Consider the following 25,187-nt stretch of genomic DNA (forward strand, 5'->3'; position numbering starts at 1 on the left):
TCTGACAGTAAGACTTCGTACCCCAGGAGGAGAGAGACCATGGCAGCGACCGCGGCGCCCGAACTGCTCGGGCCGCACATCCTCAACAAGCTCTTCAGCAGCGGCTGGATCGACGCCGGTGAGACCGCGCCGACGACCGAGCCGGCCACCGGCGAGACCCTGGCCGACGTGGCCAGCGCATCTCCGGCGGAGGTCCATCGCGCGGCCACGCTGGCCCACAAGGCGCAGCCCGCCTGGGCCGCCACCGACCCCTACGAGCGCGCCGAGATCCTGATCAAGGCGGCGCACGCGCTGGAGGCCCACCGCGCGGAGATCGCCGGCTGGATCGTCCGCGAGGGCGGCTCGATCCAGCCCAAGGGCGACTTCGAGGTCGGCGAGGCGATCAAGGAGCTGCGCGAGGCGGCGTCGCTGGCGCCGCGCCTGCGCGGCGAGGTGATCCCCACCGAGGGCAAGCTGTCGATCGCCCAGCGCGTGCCGATCGGCGTCGTCGGCGTGATCACGCCGTGGAACTTCCCGCTGATCCTGGGCATGCGCTCGGTCGCCCCGGCGCTGGCGCTGGGCAACACCGTCGTGCTCAAGGCCGATCCGAACACGCCCGTGTGCGGCGGCTACGTGTTCGCGCGGATCTTCGAGGAGGCCGGGCTGCCCGAGGGCGTCCTGCACGTCCTGCCGGGCGGTCGCGAGGCCGGCGCGGCGGTGTGCACCGCGCCCGAGATCACGTTCGTGTCGTTCACCGGTTCGACCGCGGCCGGGCGCAAGGTCGGCGCCTCCTGCGGCGAGAACCTCAAGCGCGTGTCGCTGGAGCTGGGCGGCAAGAGCTCCTTCATCATCCTGGAGGACGCCGACCTGGACGCGGCCTCGTCCTCGGGCGCGTGGGCCTCGTTCCTGCACCAGGGCCAGATCTGCATGGCCTCCGGCCGCCACCTGGTGCACGAGAAGGTCGCCGCGGAGTACCTGGAGAAGCTGGCCGCGCGGGCGGCGCACCTGCCCGTCGGCAACCCCAACACCGAGCAGGTGGCGCTGGGGCCGATCATCAACCCCAGCCAGTTCGACAAGGTCCAGTCGATCGTGTCCGACACGATCGGCCAGGGCGCGCAGGTGCTGGCCGGCGGGGAGGGCAACGCGCCGTACTTCCCGGCCACCGTGCTGGCCGAGATGAAGCCGGACATGCGCGGCTGGCGTGAGGAGATCTTCGGTCCGGTCGCCCCGGTGATGACCTTCTCCGACGACGAGGAGGCGATCGCGCTGGCCAACGACACCGAGTACGGGCTGTCGGCCGGCATCTTCACCAGCAGCCCGGGTCGCGGACGGGCGATCGCCAACGGCCTGAACACGGGCATGGCCCACATCAACGACGGCTCGGTGGCCGACGACGCACGCGTGCCGTTCGGCGGCGTGGGCGCGTCGGGCAACGGCGGGCGCTTCGGCGGCGAGGCCAACCTGCACGAGTTCAGCCAGTGGCGCTGGACGACGGAGCGCGCCGAGCCGGCGACGTACCCGTTCTAGACGGCCTCCGGGCCTCGGTCTCTACGCTGGCGGTCACATGAGTCAGCGGATGAGCGCCGAGGCCCGTCGGGCCGAGATCGTCGAGGCGGCCGGTCGGGCGATCGCCGCGCGCGGCGTGGGCGGCTTCCGGGTGCGCGACGTGGCCGACGAGGCCGGCGTCTCCCAGCCGCTGGTCTCCAACCACTTCCGCTCGCGCGACGATCTGATCCGCGCGGCGTTCGTGCAGGCCGACGAGCGCGCCACGGCGGTCATCACGGAGCGCTCGGCGGGGGCGCCGGACGCGCTGGCCGCGCTGCGCATCGAGCTGCTCCTGTGCCTGGACTCCCAGGGCGACCCGATCGTCGCCCTGAGCTGGCGGCTGTGGCAGGAGCTGTGGACCCACGGCATGGTCGCGCCCGAGCTGCGCGACGTGATCCTCGAGCGCCAGCACGCGTGGTCCACCCGCATCCAGGAGTTGATCGCGGCGGGCCTGGAGGACGAGTCGGTGCGCGCGGGCGTCGACGGCGCCGGCGCCGCCCTGCTGCTGACCACGCTGATCGACGGGCTCGGCCCGTCGCTGCGCTGGGGCTTCGTCGACATGGACACCGCCACGGCGATGCTCGACGACGCCCTGCGCGAGCGCCTCGCGCCGTAGGCGCCGCGGACCGCCCGCAGGAGTGACGGATCGCACGCTCGCGATCCGTGCGTGCGCATGGATAGCTGTTAATCTGTTCATCAGTTATGTCCGTCGCTGTCCCCGTCACCTCCACCCGTCGTCACCCGCTGCGCGCCCCTGGCGTCGCCCGGCTGCTCGCGCTCTCGATGGTCGCGCGCACGCCCGAGGCGGCCATGGGCCTGCTGCTGATCCTGCGCGCCCGCGACCTGGGCGGCTCGTTCGCCCTGGCCGGCCTCGTCTCGGCCGTGCTCGGCCTGGGCATGGCCGCCGGCGCGCCGCTGCTCGGCCGGCTGATCGACCGCCGCGGGCAGACCGGCGTGCTCACCGTGACCGCGACGATCGCCACCGCCGCGCTGGCCATCGGCGGCGTCCTGCCGGCGGGCACGAGCCCCCTCGTGCTGCTGCCGCTGGCGCTGGTCGCCGGCCTGACCCTGCCCCCGATCGCCCCGTGCCTGCGCGCGCTGTTCGGACGCAACCTGTCCGCCGACGACCGCCACGGCGCGCTCGCGCTGGACGCCGCGCTGCAGGAGATCTCCTTCATGCTCGGGCCGCTGGTCTTCGTGACCGCGCTGGCCGCGCTGTCGCCCGCCTTCGGCCTGCTCGGCGCCGCCGCGGCGCTGCTGGCCGGCACGTTGGCCTTCGCCGCCTCGCCGGAGTCGCGCGACGTCCCCGCCGACGTGCGGGCCCGCCCGCGCGGCGGCGCGCTGTCGGTGCCCGGCATCCGCACGCTGCTGCTCGTCGCCGCGGGCATGGGCGGCGCCTACGGCGCGACCGAGGTGGCGCTGGCCGGTGCCGCCGACCACGCCGGCAGCAACGCCGCGCTCGGCGTGCTGCTCGCCGTCTGGTCGATCCCCAGCCTGATCGCCGGGCTGGTCACCGCGCGCCGCGGCGCGCCCGAGGATCAGGCGCGCGCGCTCGTGCTGCTCGTCGCGGCCACCGCGCTGCCCACCGCGGCGCTGGCGTTGATGCCCGATCTGTGGACGCTCGGCCTGATGCTGGCGGCCTCCGGTGCGATCGCCGCGCCGATGTTCGCGACGCTCTACTCGCTCGTCGGGTCCGTCGCCGCGGAGGGCACGACCACCGAGGCGTTCACCTGGCTGGGCTCGGGCCTGTTCGCCGGCCTGGCCGCCGGTGGCGCCGTGGGCGGCATCCTGATCAGCGGCGCCGGCGTCCCCGCGGCGTTCCTGGCCGCCGGTGCGTTCGCGGTGGTCGCGGCGCTGATCGCCGCCGCCCGCGCGGCGACGCTGCGCTCCTAGTGTCAGGGCACTAGGCGCCTAGCCCAGTCCCAGACCGGGGCCGGTCGGCGTGGCCATCATGCCGTCGACCACCGGCAGCGCGGCGGCCAGCGTCTCGTCGGCGAACAGCGAGAGCGTGGCCAGCCCGCAGGGCAGCTCGATCCCCAGGGCCGCCGCCGCGTGCACCGCGGCGGCGATGCCCCGCGGGCCGTCATAGGTCGAGGCCAGGTAGGCCTCGGCGCCACCGGCGCGCACGAGCGTGGCCTGAACCAGCAGCGAGCTGATCCCGCCGCCGCGGCCGAGCTTCAGGCACACCGCGTCGGCCACCCCCGCGGCGAGCGCGCCGGGCACGGCGGCGGTCTCGTCCAGCGCGACGCGGACCGCCGTGCGCTCGCGCACCGCGCGCATCGCGTCGATCCCGTGCACCGGCTCCTCGACGAGCTCCAGGCCCGCGGGCGAGAGCGCCTCGATCGTGCGCACCGCCTGCTCGACGTCCCAGGCGCCGTTGGCGTCCAGCCGCAGGGCCATCGCCGGTCCGGCCGCGGCGCGCACCGCGGCGACGCGGCCCGCGTCGTCGCCGATGCCCACCTTCAGCTTCACGCAGCGGTACCCGTCGCCGGCCGCTTGCGCGGCCAGCTCGGCGGCGCGGGCGCGATCGACCGCGCCGATCGAGGCGTTGACCGCCACCGAGGGCGCGACGACGTCGGTGATCAGCGCGCTGACCGGCGACTCGCGCCGCTTGCCGACCAGGTCCCACAGCGCCATGTCGACGGCGGCCAGGGCCTGCGGCAGATCCGCGGTCGCGCGGCAGCGGTCGTACAGGTGGTCGCCGCGCACGTCGTCGCCGTCCTCCAGCACCGGCACGTAGGCGCGCAGCGCGGCCAGCACCGCCTCCATCGGGACGCCGTCGTAGTGCTGCAGGGGCGCGGCCTCGCCGATCCCGATCAGCCCGTCGGCGCCTTCGAGCTCCAGCTCGATCAGGTCGCGCGTGCGCAGCTCGCCCCAGGCCGTGGGCATCGGCTCGCGCAGCTCCAGCGTGCGCGTGCGCAGCGTGACCTTCACGACAGCAGGATGCCGGCCGACAGCAGCACGCAGAACACGAGCTGCAGCTGTCCGGTTCCGGCCAACGCCCCGTTGAGGGCAGGTCCGTCGGTGCGCGTGCGCACGATCTGCACGAGCCGCACGGCCAGCGGCACGCTGAGCACGGCCAGCAGCACCCAGGCGGTCAGCCCCAGGGCCAGCGGGATCAGCGTCAGGTAGGAGATGGCCAGCACGACGACGTAGAAGACGCGCGTGCGGGTGCGGCCCATCCGCACCGCCAGCGTGCGCTTGCCGGCCCGCCGGTCGGTCTCCAGATCGCGGACGTTGTTGACGATCAGGATCGCCGCGGCGATCAGGCCGACCGGGACCGACGCCACGAACGCCTGCCACTTGAGCTCCTCGACCTGCACGTAGTAGGAGCCGCACACGGCGACCAGCCCGAAGAACAGGAAGACGAACAGCTCGCCCAGGCCCTCGTAGCCGTACGGGCGCGGGCCGCCGGTGTAGAGCACGCCGGCGATGATCGACGCGGCGCCGATGGCCAGGATCACCCAGCCGGCGATGACGATCAGGTAGATGCCGCAGAGGACGGCCAGGCCGAAGCTGATGTAGGTCGCGCGCAGCACCTGCGCGGGGGGCACCAGGCCGCCGGCGGTCACGCGCACCGGGCCGAGGCGGTCCTCGGTGTCGGCGCCGCGGCGCGCGTCGGAGTAGTCGTTGGAGAGGTTCGTGCCCACCTGGATGAACAGCGCGCCCAGCAGCGCCGCCGCGAAGGCGAAACCGTCGAAGTCGCCCTGCTGGATCCCCAGCGCGGTGCCGACGAGCACCGGGGCCACGGCCGCCGGCAGCGTCCGCAGCCGGGCGGCCATGAGCCAGATCCTCATGCGCGTCTCGGGAACTTCGAGAAGTCCGGCGCGCGCTTCTCCTTGTAGGCCTCGCGACCCTCCGCCGCCTCGGGCGCGCCGTAGAACAGGAGGTTCGTGTCGTGGGCCAGCTGCTGGATGCCCGCGTAGCCGTCCTCGTGCGCGTGGAAGCTGGACTTGACCAGCCGCAGCGCGAAGGGGGAGAGGGCGAGCATCTCGCGGCACCACTGCACCGTCTCCTCCTCGAGGCGCTCGAGCGGCACGACGGTGTTGACCAGGCCCATGTCGAGCGCCTGCTGGGCGTCGTACTGGCGGCACAGCAGCCAGATCTCCTTGGCCTTCTTCGGCCCGACCAGATCGCGCAGCACGCTGGCGCCGAAGCCGCCGTCCCACGAGCCGACGCGCGGGCCGGTCTGCCCGAAGCGCGCGTTGTCGGCGGCGATCGTCAGGTCGCAGATCAGGTGCAGCACGTGGCCGCCGCCGATCGCGTAGCCGGCCACCATGGCCACCACCGGCTTGGGCAGCCGGCGGATCTGGACCTGCAGGTCGGTGACGTGGAAGCGCCCGACCGCCTCGGGCTGCCCGGGCTCGGTCAGGTACCCGGTGTCGCCGCGCACGCGCTGGTCGCCGCCGGAGCAGAAGGCCAGGTCGCCCGCGCCGGTGAGGACGATCACCCCGACGCCGGGGTCCTCGCGCGCCTTCTCGAACGCGTCGATCAGCTCGATGACCGTCTGCGGCCGGAACGCGTTGCGGACCTCGGGGCGGTTGATCGTGATCTTCGCGATGCCGTCGCCGCTCAGCTCGTACTTGATGTCCTCGTACTCGGCGGCCGGGGTCCAGGTGACAGACATGCGGCGCAGGCTATCCGCCCGCGCCGCGCGTCCGTTGTCCGTCGCGCTACTTGGAGGAGACGCTGACCTTCGCCGAGTTCGACGTGTACGAGGCGAGCGTCGTGCTGCCGGCGAACGCCGCCGTGTACTTGGTCGACTTGGACGGCTTGACCTTCAGCGTGGCCTGGCCCGAGCCGTTCGTCGTCGCGCTCCCGACCGACTTCGAGCCCACCTTGAACGTGATCTTGGCCCCGGAGATCCCGGTCCCGCCCTCGTTGTGCAGCGTGGCGGTGAGCGTCGACTTCTTGCCCTTCTTGACCTTGGTCGGCGACGCCTTCAGGGTCAGGTCGACCTGGCCGTACAGCCGGGTGGCGATGTAGGCGCCGCTGGCCCGGGTGACCGCCAGGCCGTTGCCCGCCGCGGTGCGCGCGGTGTCGGTCTGGAACTGGCGATCGGGGTTGATCGTGATCGGCTTGCTCCAGTGCGTGCCGTCGCGCGAGGTGGCCATGCGCAGCCCGACGCTGTTGACCTGCCAGGTCGCCGTGTAGCGACCCGACGCGTCGCCGGTGATGTTCGGGAGGTAGGCGTCGTCCTCGAGCGTGGTGAACGGCCCGAACGTCGTGCCGCTGAGCACCGAGGCCTGGACCTTGCCGCCCGACTCGCCCAGGGCGACCACGCCGCCCGCGCCTTCGGCGATGTTCGGCGCCTCGGTCGAGCTGTAGGCCAGCGTCCCGGCCGTCCAGTTGGCCTGGCTGTTGGGATCGCCGGTCCCGCTGAAGACGGCGTAGTGGGCCTGGATGTTCGAGCTGCCGACCGAGTCGTAGCCGCTGCCCAGGATCACGAACCGGCCGCCGTTGTAGGCGATCCCCCGCTGGACGATGTCGCCGGGGATGGAGAAGCCCGGCGTCGTCAGGCCCGAGCCGTCGGGCGGCACGACCACGAAGTGGACGGCCAGCGCCGGGTTGGCGTTGCCCGCGCCGACCAGCGCCAGGCGGCCGTCGGGCAGCACCAGGAAGTCCTGCGCGTTGGCGTAGGTGGAGATGCGCACCGGGCCGGTGAACGTCGTGCCGCCGTCCGTCGAGGTGTACAGCTCGGTCTCGTTGGCGGTGCCGTTGGTCAGGTAGACGGTGCCGGGCGTCAGGCCGGGGTGCAGGGCCAGGGTGCCGACCTGCGACGGACCGGGGGTGAGGATCGGGCCGGCGGCGGCGCAGGCGGCCGCGGGGACCGGGCCGACCTTGCAGACGCGGATCTGCCCGGACGGCGTCGCCGCGTAGGTGCCGAACGCGACGAGCGCGTTCTGGTCGTCGAGCATCATCACGCGCGGGTCGTCGGAGGCGCCGCTGACCAGCGTCTCCAGCGTGAAGGCACTGGGGCCGGTGCCCGCGCCCAACCCGGCCGCGTGGGCCGGGGCGGCGGTGACGGCGACGGCGGCCACGGCCACGGCCAACGCGGCGACGGTGAATGTCCTGAACCCCTGCAACTGCGCCTCCTACGGATGGTTGCGTTCGCCCTGGGTGGCGAACCTATCTGGGGAGACGTGGCCAGAGCTAGTCTGCTTCCATGGTCGTCGAGGCGTGGCTGCATCGGGCCGCGCGGGCGCACCCCCAGCGCGAGGCGGTCAACGGGTTGACGTACGCCGAGCTGATCGCCCGGGCGCGCTCCGGGGCGGCCCAGTTGCGCGCCGCGGGCGTGCGCGACGGCGACCTCGTCGGGATCGCGCTGGCGCCGGGCACCGCGTTCGTCGTGGCGCTGCACGCCGTGTGGGGCGTGGGGGCGGTGATCGTGCCCGTCGATCCGCGGCTGGGCGACGCCGAGCGCGCCCACGTGCAGCGCAGCTGCCGCGTGGTGATCGACGCCCCGTTGGCCGACGGGACGCCCGGACCGACCCGGCTGACCGACACGCACGACCTGCGCGCGCCCGCGGCGCTGCTGCACACGAGCGGCTCGACCGCCGCGCCCAAGCCGATCGAGCTGACCTTCGGCAACTGGCTGTGGAGTGCGCTGGGGTCGGCCGTGGCGCTGGGCCTGGATCCCGACGAGCGCTGGCTGTGCCCCTTGCCGCTCAGCCACGTGGGTGGGTTGTCGATCGTCGTGCGCAGCGCGATCTACGCCACCACCGCGCGCGTGCTGGATCGCTTCGACGTGGACGCGGCGCTGCGCGAGCTGCGCACGGCCACGCTCGTCTCGCTGGTGCCCACGACGCTGGCCCGCCTGCTGGACGCCGGCTGGCACGATCCCGCGCACCTGCGCACGGTGCTACTCGGCGGCGCCGCGATCCCGCCGGCGCTGCTCGAGCGCGCCGCCGCCGCCGGCGTCCCGGTGACCACGACCTACGGGATGACCGAGGCCTGCTCGCAGATCGCCACCGCCGACGTGCCGCTGTTCTGCACCCGCGTGGAGATCGCCCCCGACGGCGAGGTGATCGTGCGCGGCCCGACGGTGTCCCCGGGCGTCGGCGCCACGCTGCGCACCGGCGACCTGGGGGAGATCGACCGCCGCGGCCGCCTGCACATCACCGGCCGCAAGGCCGACACGATCATCAGCGGTGGCGAGAACGTCGCGCCCACCGAGGTCGAGGCGGTCCTGGCCGCGCATCCCGCCGTGGCCGAGGCCGCCGTGCACGGGCGCCCGGACGCCCAGTGGGGCGAGGCGGTCGTGGCCACGGTCGTGCTGCGGGGCGCGGCGACGGAGGCCGAGCTGCGTGCGTTCGCGGCCGAGCGCCTGGCCGCCTTCAAGGTGCCCAAGGCGATCGCGTTCGTCGACGCGCTTCCGCGCACCACGTCGGGCAAGCTCCTGCGCCGCGCGCTGTAGCGTCCCGACCATGCCGATCGACGATCCCGAGCAGTTCCGCGCCGACGCGCGCGACGCGTGGGAGGGCGCCGCGCGTGGGTGGGTGTCCGAGGCCGACGCGTGGGACCGGGCGACGCGCCCGGTCAGCGAGTGGATCGTCGAGGCGATCGCGCCGCAGCCGGGCCAGCGCGTGCTCGAGCTGGCCGCCGGCCCCGGTGACGTCGGCCTGCTGGTGGCCGATCTGCTGCGCCCCGGCGGCAGCGCCGTGCTCACCGACGGCGCGGTGGCGATGGTCGAGGCGATCAAGGAGCGCGCCGCCGCCCGCGGGCTGTCCGATGTGGTCGACGCCCAGCACATGGAGGCCGAGTGGATCGACGGCCAGACCGCGTCCTTCGACGCCGTCTTCGCGCGCTGGGGCTACATGCTGCTGGCCGACCCCGACGCGGCGCTGCTGGAGTCGCGCCGCGTGCTGCGCTCGGGCGGCCTGATCGCGCTGGCCGCCTGGGCCGAGCCCGAGGCCAACCCGTGGAACTCCGTCGTCAGCGCGGAGCTGCGCGAGCGCGGCCTGGCACCCGCGCCGGACCCGACGGCACCCGGCCCGTTCTCCTGGCGCGACCGCGACGCGATCGGCGAGCGGCTGCGCGACGCGGGGTTCACCGACGTCGTGCTCGACACCGTGGCCTTCACCTTCCCGTTCCCAGACCTGGACGCCTGGTGGGACCGCCAGATCGACATGTCCCCGTCGCTCGGCCCGGCGCTGGTGGCGCTCGATCCGGCCACGCGCGACGAGGTCATGGAGGGCGCGCAGGCGCGCCTGGCCGCGTACGTCGCCGACGACGGCACCGCCGAGATCCCCGCGGCCACCCACGTGGCCCGCGCCGAGGCCTAGAACCGCGCCGCCGCTCCGGCCGTTGTCCGATTCGACCCGGAATGCGGGTCCGAGCGGACAACGGATGGGGTGGCGGGAGGCGTCGTCGGGGCAGCTAGCCCACGCGCGGCAGCTCGCGCAGCGTCCCGTCGGCCACCTCGACGATCCGGTCGCACAGCTCCAGCGTGGCCGGCCGGTGGGCGACCAGGACGATCGTCGCGCGGCCCTTCAGCTCCGACAGCGTGCGTCCGATCAGCTGCTCGGAGTGCGCGTCCAGGGCGCTGGTCGGCTCGTCGAGCACGAGCACGCTGGGCGACTGGAGCAGGGCGCGGGCGATGGCCAGCCGCTGACGCTGCCCGCCCGACAGGTCGCGCGCGCCCGGCCCGATGAGCGTGTCGTAGCCGTCGGGCAGCGCCAGGATCTCGTCCTCCAGGTGCGCGGCCCGCGCCGCGACGCGCACGGCGGCCTCGTCGTCGCCCGGGCGGAAGAAGCGGATGTTGTCGGCGACGGTGGCCAGGATCAGGCGGCTGTCCTGGGGCACGTACGCGGCCAGGCGGGCCCACGCCGCCGGGGCCACCTCGCGCAGGTCGACGTCGCCGGCCCGGATCGTGCCGCTCGTCGGCGCGCGCAGCCGCAGCAGCAGCTGCGAGAGCGTCGACTTGCCGCTGCCCGAGGCGCCGATCACGCCGAGCATCTCGCCGGGCGCGATGGTCAGGTCGACGCCGGCCAGCACCGGCCCGGCGCCGGGGTAGGCGAACCCGACGCCGTCCAGGCGCAGCCCGGTGAACGCCGCCGGCTCGACGCCCTCCTGCGGCTCGCGGTTGGCCCGCATGCGCACGAGCTCGTCGTCGAGCGTGTCGATGTAGGGCACGAGCTCGGCCGCCATGCGCGACGCGACGATCGTCTGGCGCATGTACATCAGCGCCCGGATCAGCAGCAGGATCAGCGGCGCCAGCGCGGGCAGGCCGTCGGGCTCGAGCACCACCAGCAGGGCGATCAGCACCAGCACCGAGCCCAGCCCGATGTACTGATACAGGCCCGGGATCAGGCGCTGCTCGGCCCGGATGCGGCGCACGAAGGTGCCCGAGCGGCGGATGTCGCGCTCGAGGTCGTCGGCCACGGCGCCGCCGACCGCGAACGCCGCGATCTCGTCCGACAGCCTGGTGGCCTGGCCGACCCGGCTGACCACCTCCTGGTTGACCGCCTGCGAGCGCTGCGAGAAGCGCGTCGTGCGCGTGGTCAGCGGGCGCAGCGCCAGCGTCGAGAGCGTCAGCACGACGACCGCGCCCAGCGCCGCCAGCGGGCTGGCCACGACGGCGGCCAGCAGCAGGATCGACAGCGTGCACAGCGAGACGATCAGCGTGACCACCTGCACCACGGCGAGGTCCGCGAGCTGGCCGTACTCGCCGACCAGCTGCTCGACGTAGCCCTCGCGATGCGTGGCGCGATAGCCCACGGTGGTCTGCAGGTAGTTGCGCACCAGGCGGGTGCGCAGGCGGACGCTGGCCCGCGACGTGAGCAACCCCAGCAGACGCGCGGCGGGGATCGACACCGCGACCAGCACCAGCAGCGCGGCACCGGACAGCGCGACCGCCGCGCCGATCGACAGCTCCACCGACGGCAGCGGCCCGGCGGAGATCTCGGCCCGCTGGGTGCCGTTGGTCATGGCCACCGCGACGGTGCCCATCAGGTAGAGCATCACCGTCTCCAGCACGCCGGTCAGCAGCGCCGCCGCGCAGGCCACGACGAGCAGCCGGCGGTCGCGCCCGAGGGCCGTCAGCCCGGTGTCGAGCACGTGCCGCAGGCCGCCGCGGGCCGGGGGAATTGGGGTCGCGCCTTGTAGGGTCAGACGTCCTATGTACTACGACGACGACGCGGACCTCTCACTCCTGGACGGCAAGACCGTCGCGATCATCGGCTTCGGCTCGCAGGGACACGCCCACGCGCTGAACCTCAAGGACTCTGGCGTAAACGTCGTCGTCGGACTGCGCGAGGACTCCAAGTCCGTGCAGGAGGCGCGCGACCACGGCTTCGAGGTGCTGGGCGTCGCCGACGCGTCCAGCCGCGGCGACATCGTGATGATGCTGACGCCCGACGAGAAGCATCGCGCGATCTACGAGTCCGAGGTGCGCGACGGCCTGGCCGACGGCAACCTCCTGATGTTCGGCCACGGCTTCAGCGTCCACTACAACGAGGTCGATCCGCCCGTCGGCGTCGACGTCGCGCTGGCCGCGCCCAAGGGCCCCGGTCACCTGGTCCGCCGCCAGTACACCGAGGGCTCCGGCGTCCCGGGCCTGATCGCGATCCACCAGGACGCGACCGGCAACGCCAAGGCGCTGGCCCTGGCCTACGCGCGCGGCATCGGCTGCACCCGCGGCGGCGTCATCGAGACGACCTTCAAGGACGAGACCGAGACCGACCTGTTCGGCGAGCAGGCCGTGCTGTGCGGCGGCGCCTCCGAGCTGGTCCAGGCCGGCTTCGAGACGCTGGTCGAGGCGGGTTACTCGCCCGAGATGGCCTACTTCGAGTGCCTGCATGAGCTCAAGCTGATCGTCGACCTGATGTACGAGAAGGGTCTGGCGGGGATGCGCTACTCGATCTCCAACACGGCCGAGTACGGCGACTACACGCGCGGCAAGCGCGTGATCACCGACGAGACCCGCGCGAACATGAAGAAGATCCTCGAGGAGATCCAGTCGGGCGAGTTCGCCCGCGAGTGGATCGCCGAGAACCGCGCCGGCCAGGAGAACTTCCTGCGCATGCGCGAGGAGCAGGCCAAGTCGCAGGTCGAGTCCACGGGCAAGGAGCTGCGTGCCCACATGGACTGGATCCAGACCGAGTTCTGAGCCGGACCCGGCGCGGGGCCCGCAGGGCGCCCGCGCTACTCTCCATTCCGGGTTGCCGTGACTGGCGTTCGGGTGGATCACCACCGGGAAGCGGCGACCGAAGTTGGTCGCCGCGCGCCTGGGCAATTCCGTCGTCTGTCCCCTGCCCTGGACCCTGACCATGAACGCCACCGAGATCGACATCCCTGCGGACCTGCGCCCGGCCGACGGCCGGTTCGGTTGCGGACCCTCCAAGGTTCGCCCCGAGCAGCTGGCCGCCCTCTCCGGCCAGTCGGCCGGACTGATGGGCACCTCGCACCGCCAGAAGCCCATCAAAGAGCTCGTCGGACGCGTCCGCTCCGGGCTGGGTGAGCTGTTCTCGCTGCCCGAGGGCTACGAGGTCATGCTCGGCAACGGCGGCACCACGGCGTTCTGGGACGCGGCCACCTTCGGCCTCGTGCGCGAGCGCGCGCTGCACCTGACCTTCGGCGAGTTCTCGGCCAAGTTCGCCAGCGCGACCAACGCGGCCCCGTTCCTGGGCGACTCGATCGTCGTCTCCAGCGAGCCGGGCGACGCGCCGGCGCCCACCGCCACCGACGACGTCGACGTGATCGCCTGGGCCCACAACGAGACCTCCACGGGGGTCATGGTCCCGGTGCAGCGGGTCGGCAGCGACGGCCAGCTGATCCTCATCGACGCCACCTCGGGCGCCGGCGGCCTGCCGCTGGACCCGACGCAGGCCGACGTCTACTACTTCGCGCCGCAGAAGTGCTTCGCCGCCGACGGCGGCCTGTGGCTGGCGGTGCTGAGCCCCGCCGCGGTCGCGCGCATCGACGAGATCGCCGCGTCGGGGCGCTGGGTGCCGGAGTTCCTGTCGCTGCCCACGGCGCTGGACAACTCGCGCAAGGACCAGACCTACAACACCCCCGCGGTGGCCACGCTGATCCTGCTCGAGCAGCAGCTGGACTGGATGAACGGCAACGGCGGCCTGGACTGGTGCGTGAAGCGCACGACCGAGTCGTCGTCGGCGCTGTACGACTGGGCCGAGCGGACCGACTACACGACGCCGTTCGTGACCGACGCGGCCAAGCGCTCGCTGGTGGTCGGCACGATCGACTTCGACGAGGCCGTCGACGCCGCCGCGGTGGCCAAGGCGCTGCGCGCCAACGGCATCGTCGACACCGAGCCGTACCGCAAGCTCGGACGCAACCAGCTGCGCATCGGCATGTTCCCGGCCGTCGAGCCCGACGACGTGCGCGCGCTGACCGCGTGCATCGACTTCGTCGTGGAGCAGGTCCGATGAAGGTCCTAGTGGCCGAGAAGATCGGGGACTCGGGCGTCGCGCTGCTGCGCGAGCACTTCGAGGTCGACGAGGGCGCCGAGCACCTCGACCGGATCGCCGACTACGACGGCCTGGTCATCCGCTCCGCCACGAAGGTCACCGCCGAGGTGATCGAGCAGGCCACGAACCTCAAGGCGATCGGCCGCGCCGGCGTCGGCGTCGACAACGTCGACGTGCCCGCCGCCACCAAGCGCGGGATCATCGTCGCCAACGCGCCGCAGTCCAACGTCGTCACCGCCGCCGAGCACACGATGGCGCTGCTGCTGGCGCTGGCCCGCAACGTGCCCCAGGCGCACGCCAGCCTGATCAGCGGCAAGTGGGAGCGCTCGAAGTTCTCGGGCGTCGAGCTGATGGACAAGACGATCGGCATCCTGGGCTTCGGTCGCATCGGCCAGCTGGTGGCCGAGCGCGCGCAGGGCTTCGGCATGCGCGTCGTGGCCTACGACCCGTTCGTTGGGGCCGAGCGCTACCGCGACATGGGCGTCCAGAAGGCCGAGACGTCCGACGACGTCTACGCGGTGGCCGACTTCATCACGATCCACCTGCCCAAGACGCCCGACACCGAGAACTGGCTGGACGCCGAGGCCTTCGCGAAGATGAAGGACGGCGTGCGCGTGCTCAACGTCGCCCGCGGCCCGCTGGTCGACGACGTCGCGCTGCAGGCGGCGCTGGACTCCGGCAAGGTGGCCGGCGCCGCGCTGGACGTGTTCCGCAGCGAGCCGATCACCGAGCACCCGCTGTTCGGCTACCCCAACGTGATCGTCACGCCGCACCTGGGCGCGTCGACCGCGGAGGCCACCGACCGCGCCGGCTACCAGGCGGCCGAGCAGGTCATCGCCGCCCTCACCGGCGGCTCGGTGACCACGGCGGTCAACGTCCCGGCGGTCGCCGCCGAGGACCTCGAGACGCTCGGGCCCTTCCTCCCGCTGTGCGAGGCGCTGGGCCGGATCGCCGTCGGGCTGGCCGGTGGGCTGGGAGCGGTCGAGGTCGAGTTCCTCGGCCGCATCGCCGAGCGCGACACGCGGCCGCTGCTGACCGCGGTCCTGCTGGGCGCGCTGCGCGGGCACGTCGAGGACGACGTCAACGTGGTCAACGCGCCGTCGATCGCCGTCGAGCGCGGCATCGAGGTGACCGACACCAAGCGCACCTCGGCGCGCGACTTCACCGACCTGGTGCGCGTGACCGTCGACGGGACGCGCGTGGTCGGAACCGTGCTCGGGCGCCAGAACCGGCCGCACCTGCTGGAGGCGATGGGGCAGCGGTTCAACCTCGAGCTGCAGCCGAACCTCGCGTTCTTCCGCTACTCCGACCAGCCGGGGATGATCGGCCGCGTGGGCACGTGCTTCGGCTCCAACGGCGTGAACATCATCTCGGCGGCGGTCGGCCTGGATCCGGCCAAGAACGAGGCGGCGGTGATGGTCGTCACGACCAGCGCGCCGGTGCCCCAGGACATCGTCGACCAGATCGTCGCCTCCGACGGCTTCGTCGACGGCGCCGCGGTCAGCGTCTGAGTCACGTGGGTGGCCTGGGCGACGACCCCGTCGTCTACCAGGTCTACCCGCGCTCCTTCCAGGACTCCGACGGCGACGGCGAGGGTGACCTGCGGGGCATCCTCGCCCGCCTGCACCACATCAGCGACCTCGGCGCCGACGCGCTGTGGCTGTCGCCGATCAACCCGTCGCCGATGGCCGACGGCGGCTACGACGTCGCCGACTACACCGCGGTGGACTCCCGCTTCGGCACGCTGGCCGACTTCGACGCGCTGGTCGCCGGGGCGCACGCGCGCGGCCTGCGGCTGCTGCTGGACGTCGTGCCCTGCCACACGTCGATCGAGCACCCGTGGTTCCGCGACCATCCCGAGCGCTACCTGTGGTCGCCGGTGGACGGGCCGCCGAACAACTGGGTGGCCACGTTCGGCGGCGCGGCCTGGTCGCCCGATCCGCACGGCCGTGGCTGGTACCTGCACTCCTTCTATCCCCAGCAGCCCGATCTGGACTGGCGCCACCCCGACGTGCGGTCGGCGTTCGCCGAGATCCTGCGCTTCTGGACCGCGCGCGGCGTCGACGGCTTCCGTCTGGACGCGATCGACCGGCTGCTGAAGGACGCCCGGCTGCGCGACGACCCGCCGGCCACCCACCCGCCGGCGTTGCCCGAACGGCCCCAGGTCGCCGCGCTGGAGCAGCGCTACTCGCGCGACCGGCCCGACGTGGGTCAGGCGCTGGCCGTGTTGCGTGAGGGCGCGGGCGCGGCGTGGATGGTGGGGGAGGCCTACGTCACCTCGGACCGGATGGGCCGCTACCTGGAGCACCTCGACGCCTGCTTCTGCTTCGAGCTGCTGCACGCGCCCTGGGATCCGGCCGCCCTGCGGGCCGCGATCGCCGGCGCGCCCGCCCGCAGCGCCTGGGTGCTGTCCAACCACGACTTCCCGCGCCTGCCCGACCGGGTCGGCGCGGACAACGCCCGGGCCGCGGCGCTGCTGCTGCTGACGCTGCCCGGGCCCGCGTTCGTCTACCAGGGCGACGAGCTGGGCATGGCCGACGGCCCCGGGCGCACCCCGCCCGACGACCGGGCCGGCCGCGATCCCCACCGCCACCCGATGGCCTGGGAGGACGACCGGCCCAACGCCGGCTTCAGCGACGCGGATCCGTGGCTCCCGGTGGTCGTGCCCGAGGGCGGTGTCGCGGCCGCGCAGGCGGTGACGCGCGGCTCGACGCTGGCGCTGTACCGCGACCTGATCGCCCTGCGGCGGACGCTGCGCGGGGCCGTCGAGGTGCTCGACTCCGCGCCCGAGCTGGTGGTCCTGCGGCGCGGTGCGCACCTCGTCGCGCTCAACGCCGGCACACGTCCCGCGCCGGCCCCGCCGGTACGCCGGCGACTCCTTCATACGCATGACCTCCAGGCCGTCGGCGAGCTACTGCATCCCGGGGAGGGTTTTGTCGCGTTGGCCTGCTAGCGACCGTGCCGTGAAGAATTCACCACGAACCCGGTGTTTTGGCTACGCTCCCGCGCGAACGGGCCAGGAAGGACCTGGCCACATAGCCGTGCAAGCGCCGCGCAGGAAACCTCCGCGATCGCAGCACATGACCGTGGAGGAACCCATGGCTACCGGAACCGTTAAGTGGTTCAACGACGACAAGGGATTCGGCTTCATCAGCCCGGACGAGCCGGGCAAGGATCTCTTCGTGCACTACAGCGGCATCAGCGCCGACGGATTCCGCACCCTCGCCGAGGGCGCGCGCGTCTCGTACGAGTCTGAGGATGGGCCCAAGGGCCCCAAGGCCGTCGACGTCCGTCCCCTTTGACGGACCCCGGCCCGGCGTCGTCCGCGCTCGCGGACGACGTCGAGCCGGTACAGAACGAGACCCGTGATCGGATCATCACGGGCATCGTCACCGGCCTTCCCATCGTCTCGCTCCTCGTCGTCGCCTGGCAGGCGTGGGGCGGGTGGCTCCACTGGCGTGACGTGGCGATCTTCGCCGTCATGTACGTCATCACCGGGCTCGGCGTCACCGTCGGGTTCCACCGGCTGTTCACGCACCGGTCGTTCAAGACCGGCAAGACGGTCCGCTTCGCGCTGGCCGCGGCCGGATCGGCCGCGATCGAGGGGCCGATCACCTCGTGGGTGGCCGACCACCGCAAGCACCACGTCTTCTCCGACCAGCCGGGCGACCCGCACAGCCCGCACGTCGACCACGGCCACGGCTGGAGCGGCGCGCTGCGCGGGCTGCTGCACGCGCACGTGGGCTGGCTGTTCCTGCACACCGACCGCGGGCTGAAGACGCGCTACGCGCCGGACCTGATCAAGGACCCGGTCGTCGCGTTCGTCAACCGCACGTTCCTGCTGTGGGCCACGGCGGGCCTGGTCCTGCCGCTCGTGCTGGGCTTCGCGATCGGCGGCACCTGGGAGGCGGCGCTCACCGGCCTGCTGTGGGGCGGCCTGGTGCGCATGTTCGTCGTGCACCACGTGACGTTCTCGATCAACTCGCTGTGCCACTTCTTCGGGAGCCGGGCCTACGAGACCGAGGACGAGTCGCGCAACCTGGCCTGGCTGGCGCCCTTCTCCTTCGGCGAGGCGTGGCACAACAACCACCACGCGTTCCCGACGGCCGCCTTCCACGGCATGCGCCGCTGGCAGGTCGATCCCTCGGCCTGGTTCATCCGCGGCCTGGAGAAGGTCGGCCTGGCCTGGGACGTCGTGCGGCCCAACGCCGCGCGCCAGGCCGCGAAGGCCCTGACCTGACCTGACGAAGCACAGGAAACCGGACTTTCGGGTTCGGTTTCCTGTTTTCATAGCCCGGGTACGCACCCCGTGCAGTGGGTCGAGCAGGGTCAATCATCGCGGCGGTCATCGCACTCGCGCTCCTCGCAGGTTGTGGGGGGAGCGACAGCAGCGGCGTCACGCTGAACTTCTGGTCCTACAACGAGCCGGGCGGGACGTTCCGCGCCGCCGCCGACCGCTGCACCCAGCAGTCCGAGGGCCGCTACACGATCAAGTTCAACGCGCTGGGCAACGACGCCGACTCCCAGCGCCAGGCGCTCGTGCGGCGCCTCGCGGCCCAGGACTCCTCGATCGACCTGATGTCGATGGACGTCGTGTGGACCGCCGAGTTCGCCGAGGCCGGCTGGGTCAAGGCCTGGCCGCAGAAGTGGGCCGACAAGGTCAAGGACGGGACGCTCGACGGCCCGCTGCAGACCGCGACCTACAAGGGCAAGCTGTACGCCGCCCCGGCCAACTCCAACACCCAGCTGCTGTGGTACCGCAAGGACCTGATCAAGGGCGACGCCCCCGGGACCTGGAACGACCTGATCTCCACGGCCGAGAAGCTGCCCACGGCGGGCAAGATCGCCATCCAGGGCGCGCAGTACGAGGGCGCGACCGTGTGGTTCAACTCGGTCCTGGAGTCGGCGGGCGGCCACATCCTCGACGCGCCCGACAAGGTCGGCCTGCCCGAGGGCCCGACGAAGGACGCGCTGGGGATCATCGCCCGCTTCGGCCGGTCGTCGGCCGCGCCGGCCACGCTGTCGACGCTGAAGGAGGATCCGGCGCGCCTGTACTTCCAGGAGGGCAACGCCGCCTTCCAGATCAACTACCCGTTCATCTACGCCAGCGCCCAGGCCGACGCGCCCGACTTCGTCAAGAAGATCGGCTGGGCCCCGTACCCCGGCGTCAAGGACGGGACCGCCGGGGAGAAGGCCCCGATCGGCGGCTTCAACTGGGGCGTCGGCGGCTACACCAAGCACCCCGAGGAGGCCTTCGAGGCCGCCACGTGCATGCGCGACGAGGAGAACCAGCGCGACTTCGCGCTCAAGGGCGGCCTGCCGCCGACGCTCTCCAAGCTCTACGACGACCCGAAGTTCGAGAAGCAGTACCCGTTCGGGAAGCTCATCCGCGACCAGCTCGAGAAGGCCGCGGTCCGGCCCAAGACCCCGTTCTACGCGGACGTCTCCCGCGCCGTGTACATCACCGTCTCACCGGCCGGCGGGGTCGATCCCGACCAGGACTACCCGGTGCTCAAAGGTCGCGTGAGCGACGCGCTCGAATCCAAGGGGCTGTTCTGATGGCCCGCACCCAGCGCTCGGACCGGTCCCGCGCCGAGCGCAAGCTCGGTTGGATGCTGTGTGCGCCCGCGGTGATCGTGATGGTCGCCGTGACGGCGTATCCGATCGTCTACTCGATCTACCTGTCGCTGCTGCGGGCCGACCTGCGCTTCCCCGACGAGCGCAAGTTCATCGGCCTGGCCAACTACGTGACGGTGCTGGGCTCGAGCCTGTGGTGGAGCGACTTCGGGCGGACGATGATCATCCTCGTCGCCTCGGTCTCGATCGAGCTCGTGCTCGGCATGCTGATCGCGCTGGTCATGCACCGGGCGATCTTCGGCCGCGGCCTGGTGCGCACGGTCACGCTGATCCCGTACGGCATCGTCACCGTCGTCGCCGCCTACGCCTGGCTGCTGGCCTGGTCGCAGCCCAACGGCGGCTTCATCCCGCACATCTTCGGCTGGGAGTTCGACCCGGTCGACAGCGCGCACCCGATCACCAGCTTCCTCGTCGTGATCTTCGCCGAGGTGTGGAAGACCACGCCGTTCATGGCCCTGCTGCTGCTGGCCGGGCTCGCGCTCGTGCCCGACGAGCTGCACGAGGCGGCCAAGGTCGACGGCGCCAGCGCCTGGCAGCGCTTCTGGAAGATCACCGTGCCGCTGATGAAGCCGGCGATCCTGGTCGCGCTGCTGTTCCGCACGATGGACGCGTTCCGGATCTTCGACTCGGCCTACATCATCGGGCAGAACGGCACCAACCCGAAGATCGAGACCGTGTCGATCCTGGGCTACAACCAGCTGCTCACGCGCCTGAACCTCGGGCTGGGCTCCGCCGTGTCGGTGCTGATCTTCATCTGCGTGCTGATCATCGCCGGCATCTTCATCAAGGGCCTGGGCACCAACCGGCCGGGTGAGGCGTGATGGAGACCGATCGCCGCGGCCTGAAGATCTTCGGATGGGGCGTCGCCGACGGCGTCGTGCTGCTGTTCGCGCTGCTGCCCGTCCTGTGGATCGTCTCGCTGTCGCTGAAGGATCCGGGCCAGGTCACCGACGGGCGCGTCCTGCCCGCCACGTGGTCGCTGGACAACTACTCGGCGATCTTCGACGCCGACAGCCCGTTCCTGCCGGCCCTGCGCAACTCGTTCGGCATCGCCGCGATCGCCACCGTGATCGCCGTGGTGATCGCCTCGATGGCCGCCTACGCGATAGCCCGCCTGAACTTCCCGGGCAAGTTCCTGATCCTCGGCTCGGCGCTGATGATCGCCATGTTCCCGCCGATCTCGGTCGTCGGCCCGCTCTACAACATGTGGCGCAACCTGGGGCTGTACGACACGTGGCCGGGCCTGATCATCCCGTACCTGAGCTTCGCGCTGCCCTTGGCCATCTACACGCTGACGACCTTCTTCCGCGAGATCCCGTGGGAGCTGGAGCAGGCGGCCCAGATCGACGGCGCCACGCCCTTCCAGGCCTTCCGCAAGGTGATCGTGCCGCTGGCCGCGCCGGGCGTGGCCACGACGTCGATCCTCGTGTTCATCTTCTGCTGGAACGACTTCCTGTTCGCGTCGGCGCTGACGTCGACCAGCGCCGCCCAGACCGTGCCGGCCGCGCTGGCGCAGTTCCCGGGCGCCTCGCAGTTCAACGCGCCCTACGGCTCGATCGCCGCCGCCGCGGTGATCGTGACCATCCCGATCATCATCCTCGTCCTCATCTTCCAGCGGCGGATCGTCGCGGGCCTGACCGCTGGCGCGGTGAAGGGTTAAGGAGACCCCATGGCAGAGATCGTTCTCGACAGCGTCACCAAGCGCTACCCCGACGGCACCGAGGCCGTCAAGTCCCTGGATCTGGACATCGCCGACGGCGAGTTCCTGATCCTCGTCGGCCCGTCGGGCTGCGGGAAGTCGACCGCGCTGCGCATGATCGCCGGCCTGGAGGACATCAGCGAGGGCGAGCTGCGGATCGGCGACCAGGTGGTCAACGACAAGGCGCCCAAGGACCGCGACATCGCGATGGTCTTCCAGAACTACGCCCTGTACCCGCACATGACCGTGCGCGACAACATGGGCTTCGCGCTGAAGCTGGCCCACGTCGACAAGGCCGAGATCGACCGCAAGGTGCAGGACGCGGCCAAGATCCTCGATCTCGAGCAGCATCTGGACCGCAAGCCGGCCAACCTGTCGGGCGGCCAGCGCCAGCGGGTGGCCATGGGGCGGGCGATCGTCCGCGACCCGTCGGTCTTCCTGATGGACGAGCCGCTGTCCAACCTCGACGCCAAGCTGCGCGTGCAGATGCGCACCGAGGTCTCGCGCATCCAGGCGCGCACGGGCACCACGACCGTCTACGTGACCCACGACCAGACGGAGGCCATGACGCTGGGCGACCGCGTCGCCGTCATGCGCCTGGGCGAGCTGCAGCAGGTGGGGACGCCGAAGGAGCTCTACGAGAACCCGGTGAACCTGTTCGTGGCCGGCTTCATCGGCTCGCCGTCGATGAACTTCTTCGCGGCGACGATCGACGGCGGCCGGGTGCGGCTGCCGATCGGCGAGGTCGAGCTCTCCGACGAGCTGCGCAAGCGGCTGGAGGCGGCCGCCGACGGATCCGGTTCGGGCTCCACCCGTGAGGTGATCGCCGGCATCCGGCCCGAGGACTTCGAGGACGCCGAGCTGGTCGACCGCGACCACCATCCGCACGGCTTCGAGTTCGACGCCACGATCGACCTGGTCGAGTCGATGGGCTCGGAGATCTACGCGTACTTCGCCTACGAGGGCGAGGGCGCGTCGTCGGACCAGATCCACGAGCTGGCCGAGGACGCCGGCGCGACCGAGATCGCCGGCTCCGACGACCAGCAGGTGGTCACCCGGCTGAACCCCGACTCGACGGTCGCGCGCGGCGAGCGGGCGCGGCTGTGGATGGACACGACGAAGCTGCACCTGTTCGATCCGCACAGCGGGCGCAGCCTCACGCACGAGCAGTAGCTCAACTTCGCGGCTCGGCGGCCGACCACATGCTCAGCCATGCCCGAGCGAATTGTCCGAATCGCCCGCGAGGTCGGTGACGTCGCCACCGAGAAGCTGTCGCGCATCGAGAGCGTGGCGGCGACCACGAAGATCCTCGCCCTCAACGCCCAGATCGAGGCCGCCCGCGCCGGTGAGCACGGCCGCGGCTTCGCGATCGTCGCCCAAGAGGTGGGCAACGTGGCCGACGGCATCCGCGCCGTGGGCACCGAGATGCGCACCGAGCTGGCCGCCCGCGTGGCCGAGCTCGACCGTCAGCGCACGCGGCTGATCGAGCAGGTGCGCGGTCAGCGGCTGGCCGACCTGGCGCTGTTCGCCATCGAGCTGATCGATCGCAACCTGTACGAGCGCAGCTGCGACGTGCGCTGGTGGGCGACCGACTCGGCCGTGGTCGAGGCCTGCGCCGAGCCGGGCGACGCGGCGCGCGCCGAGCACGCCTCCCGTCGACTCGGCGTGATCCTGTCCAGCTACACGGTCTACCTCGACCTGTGGATCGCCGACCGCAGCGGGCGCGTGATCGCCCACGGACGGCCCGACCGCTACCGCCAGGTGCTGGGCCACGACGTCTCCGGCGAGGCCTGGTTCCGCCAGGCGCTGGGGACCGCGTCCGGGGCCGACTACGCGGTCGACGACGTCCGGCGCGAGGCCCGGCTGGACGACGCCCCGGTGGCCACCTACTCGACCGCGGTGCGCGCCGGTGGCGCCGAGCGCGGCGAGGTCCTCGGGGCGCTGGGCATCTTCTTCGACTGGGAGCCGCAGGCCCAGGCGATCGTCGAGGGGCTGGGGCTGAGCGAGGAGGAGGCGGGCCGCACGCGCAGCCTGCTGCTCGACGCCTCCGGTCGCGTGATCGCCGCCTCCGACCGCCAGGGCGTGCTCACCGAGACCTACCCGCTGCGCGCCGAGAGCCGCACCGCGGGCTACTACACCGCCAACGCCGGGACCGTCGTCGGATTCTCCGTCACGCCCGGATATGAGACCTACGAGGGCCTGGGCTGGTTCGGCGCGCTCATCCAAGAGCCGCCCGCCGAGCAGCAGGAAGCCCTCGCCGCATAAGGAACCAAGACACCATGCGCATGTTCTGCCGACGCTGCCTCCGCCTGTGGGCCGCCGATCGCGTCGCCGATCGCAGCTGCTGCCCGCATTGCGGCGGCGCTCTAGAGCCTCGTTAGCCGCACGACGATGTCGACGCGCCGCTTGGGCGCCTCGCCCGCGAACGCGTGATCGAACCCGCGTAGCTCGCTCGTGACCGGCGCCCAGCCGGCGGTGGCCGGCGCCAGGTCGGCGACCAGCTCCTCCAGCGTGGGCAGATCCGCGTGGTGGTGCTCGGGCGACCGTGCGTGGGCGATGACCAGCAGCGTCCCGCCGGGGGTGACGACGTCGGCCGCCGCGGCCAGCACCTGCGCGCGCGGCAGCTGCACGGGGGAGTGCAGATAGCTGACCGCGACCAGGTCGAACGGGCCCGGCGGGAGCGACTGCGCCACGTCGCGGCGATCCCAGGTGATGCGGTCGGCGACCCCGGCGGCGCGCGCGTGCCCGGCCGCGACGGCCAGCGCAGTGGCCGACACGTCGACCCCCGTCACCGTCCAGCCCTGCTGGGCCAGCCAGATCGCGTCGCCGCCCTGGCCGCAGCCGAGGTCCAGCGCGCGGCCGGGCGTCAGGCCCTCGATCTCGGTCACGAGCGAGACGTTGGGCCGGCCGCTCCAGCGGCTCTGGCCCTCGGCGTAGAAGTCCTCCCAGTACTGCTCGGCGGTGGTGCTCATCACCACAGGCTGGCGCACGTCGGGCGAAAGTGGCAAGGACCTGTGCTGAATTGGCAACGCGGCTAGCGTCGGCGGTCGGCGCGCAACGCGTCGAGCACCTGCTCGCTCCAGTCGTGGGAGCGGGTCAGCTCGTAGCGGCGGCAGACCAGCCGGTGGTAGGCGTCGGCCTCGGTCCCGCCGCCCTCCAGCAGGCCCGCGTCGCGCAGCAGCTCGACGACGGGCGCGAACTCGTTGTCGAACCACAGCTCGCCGACCTGCTGGCGGTCCAGCAGGTCGCCCAGGTCCTGCATGTGGCGAAAGCCCCACGCCTCGACGCCCTCGGCCAGCGAGCCGTAGTCCGAGGGGTCGCCGAGCACGATGCGCGCGGCCCGCTCCGGTGGCAGGGGCACGCGCTCGCGGAACAGCCGCTCGTGGCTCTTCATGGGCAGATCGGCCAGGCGCAGGTCGCGGTCGGCGCCGACCTTCGTGCGCACCTCGGTCACGCGCGCGTCCATCACCGGCCAGCCCAGCGCGCGGGCCACCGACACGCGGTGGTGCCCATCGCGGACGAAGTGCGCCTCGCCGACGCGGTAGAGCGAGATGGGCGGCATCGCCTCGCCCCGGTGCATCGCTGCGGCGATCCGCTCCCACCGGCCGCGCACGCGCCCGCTGGTCGGGCGGAACTCGCGATCGAAGCCCGACACGCGATCGGTCGTGCCGACGATCGTGTCCAGCGCCACCACCTGCAGGCCGAGCTCGCGCTGATCGATGCGCCCGAGCGCCGCGACGACCTCGTCGAAGGGCAGGATCAGGTCGACGTCGCCCCGCTCGCGCGACAGCACCCGGCCCACGCGCGCGACCATCTGGCGCCGACGCGCTCGCAGGAAGTCGTCCTGGGCGTCGACCCCGGACAGACCGGTGGGCCGAGGTGGTGGCACAGGGGGG

General features: G+C 72.3%; 23 protein-coding genes and 1 riboswitch. Of the genes, 16 read left to right on the top strand and 7 right to left on the bottom strand.

Translation table 11 applies throughout. The features are described from left to right. Positions 1-39: 39 nt before the first annotated feature. The 3 genes from ACZ5UI_RS05675 (at position 40) to ACZ5UI_RS05685 (ending at position 3,417) form a co-directional block, all read left to right on the top strand. Positions 40-1,506: a benzaldehyde dehydrogenase gene (locus ACZ5UI_RS05675; protein ID WP_464195112.1), complete on the top strand. Its 1,467-nt coding sequence runs from the start codon at positions 40-42 to the stop codon at positions 1,504-1,506. A gap of 37 nt (positions 1,507-1,543) precedes the next feature. Then, positions 1,544-2,140, top strand: a complete 597-nt coding sequence (locus tag ACZ5UI_RS05680) for a TetR/AcrR family transcriptional regulator (protein ID WP_464195114.1) — start codon at positions 1,544-1,546, stop codon at positions 2,138-2,140. Positions 2,141-2,226: 86 nt separating this feature from the next. Next, positions 2,227-3,417, top strand: coding sequence for an MFS transporter (locus ACZ5UI_RS05685; RefSeq protein WP_464195116.1), 1,191 nt, complete (start codon positions 2,227-2,229; stop codon positions 3,415-3,417). A gap of 18 nt (positions 3,418-3,435) precedes the next feature. Here the strand turns inward: ACZ5UI_RS05685 and ACZ5UI_RS05690 are convergent, their stop codons facing one another. The 4 genes from ACZ5UI_RS05690 to ACZ5UI_RS05705 are packed head-to-tail and all read right to left on the bottom strand — an operon-like array spanning position 3,436 to position 7,610. Then, positions 3,436-4,458, bottom strand: coding sequence for a mandelate racemase/muconate lactonizing enzyme family protein (locus ACZ5UI_RS05690; RefSeq protein WP_464195118.1), 1,023 nt, complete (start codon positions 4,456-4,458; stop codon positions 3,436-3,438). Further along, a complete protein-coding gene (locus ACZ5UI_RS05695) occupies positions 4,455-5,321 on the bottom strand; it encodes a 1,4-dihydroxy-2-naphthoate polyprenyltransferase (RefSeq protein WP_464195120.1) in 867 nt (288 codons plus the stop codon). Before ACZ5UI_RS05695 ends, ACZ5UI_RS05690 begins: the two co-directional genes overlap by 4 nt. Continuing rightward, positions 5,318-6,151, bottom strand: coding sequence for a 1,4-dihydroxy-2-naphthoyl-CoA synthase (gene menB, locus ACZ5UI_RS05700; RefSeq protein ID WP_464195122.1), 834 nt, complete (start codon positions 6,149-6,151; stop codon positions 5,318-5,320). The genes ACZ5UI_RS05695 and menB overlap by 4 nt, the downstream gene beginning before the upstream one ends. A 46-nt stretch (positions 6,152-6,197) precedes the next feature. Continuing rightward, positions 6,198-7,610, bottom strand: coding sequence for an Ig-like domain-containing protein (locus ACZ5UI_RS05705; protein ID WP_464195124.1), 1,413 nt, complete (start codon positions 7,608-7,610; stop codon positions 6,198-6,200). 80 nt (positions 7,611-7,690) lie between these two features. On the opposite strand from ACZ5UI_RS05705, the gene ACZ5UI_RS05710 reads away from it, so the two are divergent. Next, positions 7,691-8,941 carry an AMP-binding protein gene (locus tag ACZ5UI_RS05710; protein ID WP_464195126.1) on the top strand — a complete coding sequence of 417 codons (1,251 nt, stop codon included), beginning with the start codon at positions 7,691-7,693 and terminating at the stop codon, positions 8,939-8,941. A 10-nt stretch (positions 8,942-8,951) separates the two neighbouring features. After that, positions 8,952-9,809, top strand: a complete 858-nt coding sequence (locus ACZ5UI_RS05715) for a class I SAM-dependent methyltransferase (protein WP_464195128.1) — start codon at positions 8,952-8,954, stop codon at positions 9,807-9,809. Between the two features lie 94 nt (positions 9,810-9,903). Here ACZ5UI_RS05715 and ACZ5UI_RS05720 read toward each other — a convergent pair whose 3' ends face one another. Beyond that, entirely contained in the window at positions 9,904-11,583 is a 1,680-nt protein-coding gene (locus ACZ5UI_RS05720; RefSeq protein ID WP_464195130.1) for an ATP-binding cassette domain-containing protein, read from the bottom strand. 61 nt (positions 11,584-11,644) lie between these two features. Between ACZ5UI_RS05720 and ilvC the strand changes: the two genes are divergently transcribed. The 11 genes from ilvC (at position 11,645) to ACZ5UI_RS05775 (ending at position 23,556) form a co-directional block, all read left to right on the top strand. Continuing rightward, positions 11,645-12,634 (top strand): ketol-acid reductoisomerase, encoded by a 990-nt coding sequence (ilvC, locus tag ACZ5UI_RS05725; protein ID WP_464195133.1) that lies wholly within the window; start codon positions 11,645-11,647, stop codon positions 12,632-12,634. Between the two features lie 47 nt (positions 12,635-12,681). Then, a riboswitch (ZMP/ZTP riboswitch) is annotated at positions 12,682-12,765 on the top strand. 29 nt (positions 12,766-12,794) lie between these two features. Beyond that, a complete protein-coding gene (serC, locus tag ACZ5UI_RS05730; protein ID WP_464195135.1) occupies positions 12,795-13,916 on the top strand; it encodes a phosphoserine transaminase in 1,122 nt (373 codons plus the stop codon). Next, positions 13,913-15,466: a phosphoglycerate dehydrogenase gene (gene serA / locus ACZ5UI_RS05735; protein WP_464195137.1), complete on the top strand. Its 1,554-nt coding sequence runs from the start codon at positions 13,913-13,915 to the stop codon at positions 15,464-15,466. The genes serC and serA overlap by 4 nt, the downstream gene beginning before the upstream one ends. Positions 15,467-15,471: 5 nt before the next feature. Continuing rightward, positions 15,472-16,908 carry an alpha-amylase family glycosyl hydrolase gene (locus ACZ5UI_RS05740; protein ID WP_464195139.1) on the top strand — a complete coding sequence of 479 codons (1,437 nt, stop codon included), beginning with the start codon at positions 15,472-15,474 and terminating at the stop codon, positions 16,906-16,908. Positions 16,909-17,053: 145 nt separating this feature from the next. Further along, complete coding sequence (locus ACZ5UI_RS05745; RefSeq protein WP_464195141.1) at positions 17,054-17,257, top strand: cold-shock protein; 204 nt, start codon at positions 17,054-17,056, stop codon at positions 17,255-17,257. Continuing rightward, positions 17,254-18,195: an acyl-CoA desaturase gene (locus ACZ5UI_RS05750; RefSeq protein ID WP_464195143.1), complete on the top strand. Its 942-nt coding sequence runs from the start codon at positions 17,254-17,256 to the stop codon at positions 18,193-18,195. The genes ACZ5UI_RS05745 and ACZ5UI_RS05750 overlap by 4 nt, the downstream gene beginning before the upstream one ends. 74 nt (positions 18,196-18,269) lie before the next feature. After that, positions 18,270-19,514 carry an ABC transporter substrate-binding protein gene (locus ACZ5UI_RS05755; protein WP_464195145.1) on the top strand — a complete coding sequence of 415 codons (1,245 nt, stop codon included), beginning with the start codon at positions 18,270-18,272 and terminating at the stop codon, positions 19,512-19,514. Then, positions 19,514-20,413, top strand: coding sequence for a carbohydrate ABC transporter permease (locus ACZ5UI_RS05760; RefSeq protein WP_464195147.1), 900 nt, complete (start codon positions 19,514-19,516; stop codon positions 20,411-20,413). Before ACZ5UI_RS05755 ends, ACZ5UI_RS05760 begins: the two co-directional genes overlap by 1 nt. Beyond that, positions 20,413-21,252, top strand: a complete 840-nt coding sequence (locus ACZ5UI_RS05765) for a carbohydrate ABC transporter permease (RefSeq protein ID WP_464195149.1) — start codon at positions 20,413-20,415, stop codon at positions 21,250-21,252. The genes ACZ5UI_RS05760 and ACZ5UI_RS05765 overlap by 1 nt, the downstream gene beginning before the upstream one ends. A gap of 9 nt (positions 21,253-21,261) precedes the next feature. Then, complete coding sequence (locus ACZ5UI_RS05770) at positions 21,262-22,464, top strand: ABC transporter ATP-binding protein (RefSeq protein ID WP_464195151.1); 1,203 nt, start codon at positions 21,262-21,264, stop codon at positions 22,462-22,464. Positions 22,465-22,503: 39 nt separating this feature from the next. Then, positions 22,504-23,556, top strand: a complete 1,053-nt coding sequence (locus tag ACZ5UI_RS05775; RefSeq protein WP_464195153.1) for a methyl-accepting chemotaxis protein — start codon at positions 22,504-22,506, stop codon at positions 23,554-23,556. Positions 23,557-23,657: 101 nt separating this feature from the next. Here ACZ5UI_RS05775 and ACZ5UI_RS05780 read toward each other — a convergent pair whose 3' ends face one another. Next, a complete protein-coding gene (locus ACZ5UI_RS05780; protein WP_464195155.1) occupies positions 23,658-24,263 on the bottom strand; it encodes a class I SAM-dependent methyltransferase in 606 nt (201 codons plus the stop codon). Positions 24,264-24,325: 62 nt separating this feature from the next. Continuing rightward, positions 24,326-25,180 carry a chromosome partitioning protein ParB gene (locus tag ACZ5UI_RS05785; RefSeq protein ID WP_464195157.1) on the bottom strand — a complete coding sequence of 285 codons (855 nt, stop codon included), beginning with the start codon at positions 25,178-25,180 and terminating at the stop codon, positions 24,326-24,328. Positions 25,181-25,187 lie beyond the last annotated feature (7 nt).

The sequence above is a fragment of the Conexibacter sp. JCM 18997 genome (assembly GCF_055391915.1).